Genomic DNA, 8,517 nt, shown 5'->3' with positions numbered 1-8,517 from the left:
TTTTAAGATCAACAGGAAGGCGGGTTAGCGTCTGTTCGAGCGCTTTGATATCTGGACGTTTCATAGCGTACTCCAGGGAACCGCATATACAGTAGTTTATGCAGTACTTTTGGAGAACGCCAACAACAGATACCAACAGAGCCATTTATGGTCAGTATATAGGAGTAACGTCGCGGTACAAGCCCAGCGTCACGTGTTAATGCTTGTCGGCAGGTTTCTGACCAAGCTCGAGCATGGTGAGAATAGCAAGCTCATCAGCGTGCGCTGTTTCAGGCGTTAAGCCGTCAAGCAAAGCCGATTCAGTAAAAGGCAGAGATAGCTTTTTTTCGCTAACTTTTGATTCCCAGGCCGTTATCGTTCTCTTTTTCATGTTCATGCGACTCTTTCTGACACCTCGTCTTTGGTGCGCTCGTCTCATCGAAGAGAGCTTCCCATTCATCCGTATCAATGGGCTCAAACGGCTGGGTATATCCAAGCACCGAGCCTTTCAGCCGTTCCAGCCGACGCTGATTGGCATCGTCTGTTGGATGAGAACGCGGTGGTTTATTTTTGTGAGTCATACCGGCACCCTCAAAAAAAACAAAATGGCACATCCATCGTGACGTTTACGCGGTAATAGGCAGCGGAAGAGGCTCGCCCTACCCGCCCTCCATGGAACGGTCAGCAAAACACCCGACGCTTTTAAACTGTATGCAAACCAGTATCGACAACGCGTGTCACGACCACAAGTCGATCTTGTATCAAAGCGCGAGGCGTTAACGCGCCTCCCCTTGTAACGTCGCTACGATTCGGCGCTGTCCGCCATGCTGGCGGTGTTCACCGAGGAAAAGCCCTTGCCAGGTGCCAAGCGCTAGCCGTCCGTTTTTTACGGGAAGCGTCACGCTGACACCCAGCAAGCTGCTTTTAAAATGCGCGGGTAGATCATCCGGTCCTTCCAGTGTATGGCGGTAGCCGGGCGCGTTTTCCGGGGCTAGGCGATGAAAGAACGTCTCGAAATCCGCTCTCACGTCGGGGTCAGTGTTCTCATTGAGCGTCAAGCTCGCCGAGGTGTGCTGCAATAGCAAATGCAAAAGGCCTCTCTGCACATGACGCAGCTCAGGTAACGCCGCCTCAATCTCGTCAGTAATTAGATGAAAACCACGCGACCGCGCGCGTAGGCTGATGGTTTGCTGGTGCCACATGGATACCTCGCTTAGCTTTATCTAGGCCACACTCCACACCATATGCTCGGCGGTGAACATTGTCTCGCCCGGCCTGCGATAGACTCAGAGTGTGGGGTGACTCGCCGGGGGACCGCTACGCGACGATGCTGTAACCCAGACAGGCGACCCCCACATTGAACGGTGCGGATGAGCCAACTAATCAATGATGGCCAATCAATAGTAAGTCCACCTCCCCGCAAACCCTGGAAACACATCGCCTGGTAACGAAGTATGGGAGGGCCTTCGCCCTAAGAGCTCAACATACAGTCGATGATAAAAGCGGGTTACAGGAAGAGAGTCAGCATCTAAAACGGACTAGTTAAGCGTCAACTAGAAGCTGGGATAGTGAAGCCTAGCCTTGCTTATTTACATTGCCAAGGCAGGCACATTCCATAGATGACGGACTAGAAACTGACGCCCATAGCACAGAAAAGCGAGCCGCCAAGCAATAAAAAGCGATAATAAACAGTGTTTTATCATCAAATTAAAGACTTTAGGAGCTGCTAAATTATTTATGTTTTTACATACAGCTCATGCGAATAGAATATATTATCACTGATAAGTGACTATGAAAACGGCAACTGCTTAACTGAGGAACAGCATGTCAAAAGAACAAAAGTGGACTCAATTTGAGTATCCAAAAAACATGATCACAACAATGATTTCTTTGGAAGATGCCATCAAATCCCAATACCTCAATGGCATTGAGTGCACGCCAGAAAACTTGGCAAATCCAGAAATAAGAGATTTCACTTATCACTTAAAGCACATTCTTTATAATTTCCTTGAAGGCATAGAGGGTCACAATGAAACCCGTATCGAAAGCACCTTCTTCATAGAAACTGAGGGTGAACATGAAAACAAATACATCGGCATATTATTTCTAGAAGACAAGCCAAATCATGAAGCACTTACAAAGAAACTTGCTACGATCGCTTATGAAATCGCACACAGGGTGGTCGCTCAAACAGACATTTCGAACTCATCTTATACCCAACACACACTCCCGGAAGAGGAGATGTTCATTCAAGAGCAATCGGAAAAATTTATCAACAAAAACAAGGGTAGGAACATAAAGCATGGCTTCTCTGTATCACCTAAAATAAAGAATGCACAAAACCAAGAAATCAACATTTGTGTTAATGGAAAATATTGCGAGCCAAAATCTGAAAACCCTGATTCCAACCCTATAGAAGGTTATGCCCTGCCGGCAGGGTACGACGAATACGACAACACAATTTTGCTTTATAGCATAGACTCAGACAATAAAATATCGAGCAAGCCATTTACCCTAACATCCAAACACCCTGACCACTTTATGACAATTGCCAAAGCAAAGATAGAAGGAGGAATTCTATATTACACAGGCGAATGCCTGGAAGAAACAAAATGTGGAAAAAAACAAAAAACATACTCTATATTAACGTTATCTATTTATGATGAAAGTGACCCGCTCGACAACTACTCCCTACAACCCACATAAAGGGGAAAACTAAGTTCAAAAAGATGCCTGACTCATATACATATAAGTGGCAGTTACAAGATATGCAACTGCCATTTCATAGCGATTTCTAATCACACCGCTCTCATTTTTAGTTAACAAAAATCCAGCATACTGTTGATACTTCAACCTTCTACCGTTCTGCATAACTTCAAACATATCTAATTGAGTGTCAGCATCATCAGCACGTGCGATTAGCCCGCGACTGGATAGCATTACCTCCATCGCATCACTATGATTTTTGGCTACGACAACACAGTTGGAAGGTGCAACACGAAATGCACTCACAGTACACGCAACAACTTCAACATGCCTCTCTTCACTCATTAATAAGTGGCGATTCCTGCCTACCTGACATGCCACCTCCTCAATATTCAACGTGTTTATGCAAGTAAGCTTTTGGGTATCAATTTCTTTCGCTCGCTCAATCAGTCGATTCCATGCTGTATCGCTGATGCTGCGTAAAAGCCCCAAGGGGTACTCGCTTGAAGTGATCCATTTATCTTTACCGCGAACTTTAAAACGCATGTCACTTTCCGCAGTCGAGACAACCTTTTCAAGCGTAGCAGCATGCTCCGGTGACAACCCTAGCGCCTCGGCAGCGCGTTGCACATTTTCCCGCAACGCGCCTAAACGCAGCGCTTTCATCAACAAATGCGGCGTTGGATCACTAAATAAAGAAACTTTGTGAGGTTGAGATACACGGGGTTTGTAGTGACCCAGTTCCTGAATTTTCATTGCTTCTGGAAGTATTCTGCCATTTTTCCCTTGAATAGGCGTCAGCATATCAGCCCATTCTAAGACCAAGTGGTTGTAATTCAGCAGTCCCGTCACTGGGTGTCGATGTCCCATCAAACGAGCCAACCCCATAGCAATGCGGCGTGAACAGTCCTGATGAGACCCCATGACAAGCTGACGTACTTTTTCACTATCTATACGCCGGGTCAATGCCGTGGCTAACGGGGTGTTTAACTGCAATAGGGATGCTGCTGTTATATTGTGAAAGGCATGTCGCGCGTGGTGGAGTGAGAGCGTTGGACTGCCACTCACATGGCGTAAAGCATTTCTCAATACGGCGCTGATTGCTGATGTACTAAGCGGTAACACCGTTTTTCCATTTCGTATCTCACCGAGAAGTGGTGTCGATAACTCACCACCAAACAGCGCATCGTGGCGATTAAGTACCGCCTTGAGAATACGCTCCTCTGCCGCTTCCAGTGAAAACAAAAGCGGTATTGCTCGGCGTGAGGCATCGCTTTTCAACGTACGATACTGATTATTTCGAAGCAGCATCCAACAAAAACCGTGCGCCTCACACCAGTCTCGACGCAGTAAGCCTTTAGCTTCCTCAAGTCGTAAACCAAACCGATAAGCACATAACAGCATAAATTGGAGTAAAAGAGCTGTATCCGAATCTTGTTGCGTTGCTTTTATTTGCTTTAGCGCATTGCCGTACTCACGATCTGACAATATTTCAGCTCGCACATGACGTCCCTGCTCTGGGATGGGGAGCTCATCCCAATCCGGTTCTTCGACACCCAATGCAGCTGCAACTCGATGAAAAGAGCGTAGGCGGTGACCAAAATAGCCCATATCACTCAGTTGTGTTTCTTGATAATCGGTTAGCCCCGCATAAAAAGCGGTGACTTCCTCACTGCTCAGCGCCATCAGATCGACGTCATACGCAAGCTCTTCAAAAAGCTTACGGAGCGCTCCCCAATAGCGGTGAATGCTGCTAGCCTCGTAAGGTTTAAAGCGTCTTCCCGCCCTTCCCTTGCCTTTTTGGATAACCGTCGCTATCCAAACGATCAACAGCATAAGCGCACTGCTTACCTCCCCATTGCGCTGTGCTACCAAGTGTTCAAGGGATTTTGCCGTACTTTTCGCTTGAGGCTTGGTATAACCTTCCAGAATCTGTTTTACGTCTTTAAAGAGCCGCGAGGCTTGTTGCTGCAGTTCATGTTTGCCTCCCTCGGCTCGTAATAGTGCCTGCGTCATTGTAGGAGCCGTGCCACCTTCGGTTACCGTGGGTGGGTCAGGAAAAACCAGCGATTTACCTTGGACCATACGAACCTGGGCTTGCATAGGGAGGCTCGTCGCCGCTATTCGGCCGGCCAACGCGCCAGCGACAATGCCAGGCAGCACCAGTAGGTTGGCTTGGTTAACAATATCGCTCGCATGATCAAGGATGTGATTGAGCGTTAATGGCTGTCGACTTTCAAAGCCTTGAACAAATGCCGTCGGCAGCGGAGGCGCCTCGTGCGGAAGCTTCCAGGCATCTTCCAGCGCTCTCTTTGTTGTCAGCCCTTGGCCAAATGCCAAGAGGGAGGCGACATGATAAGAAACCACATGGCGCTGCACAGGAACGTGATAATTTGCGTACTCCAGTTGTTCACTGTACTCAAGATAGTAGGTGTTACGATGATATATGAGGCGGTAATTATCGCCCAAACTGATATCACGCAGCATGCGTGTGTAACTAATACGTTTTTCAATACATAAAAGCATCGTGCCAAGTGACAATGCTTGACGCTTAGAACAGTGGGCTCGGTCAGCGTAAGGACGAATTTTCTCTGCCCATTTTTCTAGTTGCGTCATTACCGTGACGGACGTTGACACCCCTTCGTGTATCAGTGTGTTTTCTGGCAACTTTGGGATATGACGACGGTGGAAGGCATGACGATGTGGCGACTCGTGTCGTTCTAATAAGCGTATCAACACATCAAAACGCAGCGCCGCCGAGGGGTAAGGCGCCCCCTTCTCCTGTAACAGCATTTTCCTGCCAAGTTGATTCACTTCGTCGACGGTGAGTGATGCTATCTCGCGGTCTTTTAAATAAAGTGTGATTTCGTTCAACGCCCCTCTTATGGCATGCCTTGTTGCCAAGCGACGGTTTTTTTCACGTAAGCGCTGTCCAAACTTTCGTGGCCACTGTGCAGGCTCTTGCGCGGTACATCTCGTGACCATTGGCAATAACGCTGGCGGCGTCAGAACGTCGAACGATAATCGGTCAAATAACGCATTTACCTCTGCGCGGTACGTTTTCCAATCATCCAGCCAACATCGCGGTGAAGTGTCGCCATAGCTTGCAACGCTCTTTTCAGCATGCCCTAACCACCCATCAACCACTTCATTGTCGACCCCTCGTAAGGGTAATTGCTGCGCCAACCGGTGACGAAACAGATTGGGTGGCAAAGGCCAATCAAATAGAGGCATGCCCGGCAGGTCAATCGCTGACATGGATTGCCAGTTGAGGGTTTCATCCAGCAAAAAGAACAAGGGCTGCTCTGCCTTCGCTGGCAAATCCAACAATGCGTTAATTTGTGACGACACTACAGGATGCGTGCTCGCCAAAAGCTCGGCCAAACGTCGCAGGTAAGTCAGATGACCTTCGACAAACGCGATGGCCTTATCTGGTAATGGCACCATGCGGCCATTACGAACTCCATTGCCTTCGGCTTTATCGTTAATAAAGACAGCTGGAAGGTCGTGATTAAAAAAGAGCGTGCTCTCGAAGGGCTCTTTAAGATAACGACTTCCCGTCGCGGCATATAGCGCCATCACGCAATAACTCGTCCACTGATTATGTAGGCGTATCAGGTCGTTGCCATCAAAAGCCTCTTTAAGCTGCCGGGTGGCATCGTCAATAGTCCTATTGAGTTGGGTCTCCAGAGGCACTAATAAGCTGCCTTGGTTCGTCACGCCGAGCCTGTTAATTGCCGAGGGGTGATAAGGTAGCTTGAGTCCCTGTTCAATCGCCGCAATATCCCAGCTGGCATAGCTACAGGCACCTGGTAAGACACTATTGGGGTGGGCTGTTAGCATTCTCGCAAAATGATGATTGCCTGAGGCATCAAAGATGGCTTGGCCCCCTACTTCCGCCAATTTGCCACTGGTGACACGCGGGCACTCAATACGCATCTGTGCATTGAACCATGCGTCAACTTTTTGCCCGAGAGACACGCTCTGCCACATGTCTGCCAATGATGCCGGAGTGGCCATTTGCTGACTAACGCTCGTCAGAGCTTGGCTGATTTCAGGTATCAGCTCGACACTTTGTGTCTCTTGATAATCGGCGACATACGGTTGGGCAGCTTGATCGGGATACCACGCATTTCGCCGGCGCGGCGCTAACCGGGAGACAAACTGGAAATCAGGCGCGATACACCACTCTCCCTGCGCCTCCTCACCAATTGTCATTGTGAGAACTTGGTTCAACGAGCGTGAAAAACGAAGCGCTAGCCACACCAGCGCACCCCCTAACAATGCCAAAGGACCAGTACGCAGCAACTGCTGCCTTACCCACTGATCAATGGTGATGCGCTCAGGTGGAAGCAGTTTTGAGTAGCTCCAAGGGAGATAGTGGGAGGCTTCAGCTTGTTGTTGATAAAAGCTGCGTCCGGTTAACACCTGTTGAGCTTGCGTATCCGTTGCATCGACAGGCAACAAATAGATCGCATCGTCCTCATCGTCATCTACCATGCTTGGTGTACTTGGACACACCTCAGCGAGGTCTTCAGAATTTTCGTCAACGGTTACCCACGACGATGCCGATGGGGCTGCAGGCAAAGAAAAAGATAGAGCAGGCTGCTCTGTCGGGCTGCGCCGAGAGGGAAATGGCTTTCGGTCCCCGTTAGCTATGTCAATAATGGCATTAAGAAATGCTTTGCTGCTCTTTCCCGATGAATCACTTTGCTTATATTGTTCAGCCGCCAAGAACAGCGCATCGGTAAAACGCTCAAACGTCAGCATGCCGGGTGTCATGTAACGTTGGGCACGACGCAATATCCCGTCGACGAGTTGCCATTGCTCTTGATAACGATCCGCAATCAAAAATCGTGCCGCTTTGCTGATATTTCGATCCGCTAAACAGCTATCAGAAAAAACCCGGTAAGCTGCTTGTCCAACCAGCCAGAGACGTAAAGCGCGACGCCAGAAGTTTATCGACGGCTCCTCTGCCGCAGGTAACGGGTGTGTTATGAGCGTAATAAGGAAAGTCTGCTCTTTGAGGCTTCCTTCTGCTTTGTATCTGTACTTGGTTTTTTCCGCATTCCCCAGGTGAGGCAAGGCAGGGTATTGGCGATTGATTTGAGGGTCTTGCCGAATAGCCTTCGCGAGATCGTCTAAAAGGCTAATAATGGGATCTTCTCGCCACGACGTGAGGATCGCTTTTGCTTCAGGGTGGTGGAACTCGTCGACCATATTACCAATGGCAATGATGCGATGACTCAGTCCTAGTGACCAATAGGCCAGCTCCACCGCCCCGTTGAGATCACGATCCGCGGCCCATCGACATAAATCGGTGTAAGGGCTACCCAAGCGCGCTATTTGCTCACTTGTGCTGACGTCGTCACTATGTACCACCACCGATTGCTCTGCCATCGCTACTTGTTCTTTTGCTTATATAGAAAAGCACTATATATGAAGACACGATCTAAATCCTAGCGATAGCACCGTCTTGTCAGCAGCTTCTCTTTAAAGCCTTCCAAGATGCCAGAAGGTCACCCCCTCCAAAGCAATTCCCTCAAATTTTGTGCCAAGTATAAATACCCGCATGTGTCGTTAAGTGACACCACCTCCATGAACCCAAATCGTAAAAAACCCTTTTCAATGACGATTTTAAGACATTTAATGCAATTTCAGGACATATAATATGTCCTATTAGCATCAGCCTCATAACCGTCATCGGTTCAAATCCGGTCCCCGCTACCAATATTTCGAGAGGCAGATCAGTTACTTACTGGTCTGCTTTTTTTGTGTTTATTCGTTGGCTAGCGCCCTGTGACACATCTGTGACGTATATGTGCCACATTC

Annotated in this window: 4 protein-coding genes; 1 reads left to right on the top strand and 3 read right to left on the bottom strand. The window is 48.5% G+C overall.

The window, feature by feature from the left end; translation table 11 throughout:
- Window positions 1-196: 196 nt before the first annotated feature.
- A complete protein-coding gene (locus B7L15_RS19080; RefSeq protein ID WP_085920471.1) occupies window positions 197-376 on the bottom strand; it encodes a hypothetical protein in 180 nt (59 codons plus the stop codon).
- Between the two features lie 379 nt (window positions 377-755).
- Window positions 756-1,181, bottom strand: coding sequence for a secondary thiamine-phosphate synthase enzyme YjbQ (locus B7L15_RS19075; RefSeq protein ID WP_085920470.1), 426 nt, complete (start codon window positions 1,179-1,181; stop codon window positions 756-758).
- A 622-nt stretch (window positions 1,182-1,803) separates the two neighbouring features.
- On the opposite strand from B7L15_RS19075, the gene B7L15_RS19070 reads away from it, so the two are divergent.
- Window positions 1,804-2,685, top strand: a complete 882-nt coding sequence (locus tag B7L15_RS19070; protein ID WP_085920469.1) for a hypothetical protein — start codon at window positions 1,804-1,806, stop codon at window positions 2,683-2,685.
- A gap of 15 nt (window positions 2,686-2,700) precedes the next feature.
- On the opposite strand, the gene B7L15_RS19065 is transcribed toward B7L15_RS19070, so the two are convergent.
- Complete coding sequence (locus tag B7L15_RS19065; protein WP_085920468.1) at window positions 2,701-8,085, bottom strand: site-specific integrase; 5,385 nt, start codon at window positions 8,083-8,085, stop codon at window positions 2,701-2,703.
- Between the last annotated feature and the right edge of the window lie 432 nt (window positions 8,086-8,517).

Source organism: Halomonas sp. CSM-2, from assembly GCF_002119345.1.
In the GTDB taxonomy this organism is placed as follows: Bacteria; Pseudomonadota; Gammaproteobacteria; order Pseudomonadales; family Halomonadaceae; genus Vreelandella; species Vreelandella janggokensis.
The sequence above is the reverse complement of the archived record's forward strand: the minus strand, read 5'-3'. Positions and strand labels throughout refer to the sequence as shown.

What these genes read in the sequence shown, in the direction of transcription:
- B7L15_RS19080 (WP_085920471.1), bottom strand. Translation starts at nt 376, where the DNA reads ATGAACATGAAAAAGAGAACGATAACGGCCTGGGAATCAAAAGTTAGC.
- B7L15_RS19065 (WP_085920468.1), bottom strand. Translation starts at nt 8,085, where the DNA reads ATGGCAGAGCAATCGGTGGTGGTACATAGTGACGACGTCAGCACAAGT.
- B7L15_RS19070 (WP_085920469.1), top strand. Translation starts at nt 1,804, where the DNA reads ATGTCAAAAGAACAAAAGTGGACTCAATTTGAGTATCCAAAAAACATG.
- B7L15_RS19075 (WP_085920470.1), bottom strand. Translation starts at nt 1,181, where the DNA reads ATGTGGCACCAGCAAACCATCAGCCTACGCGCGCGGTCGCGTGGTTTT.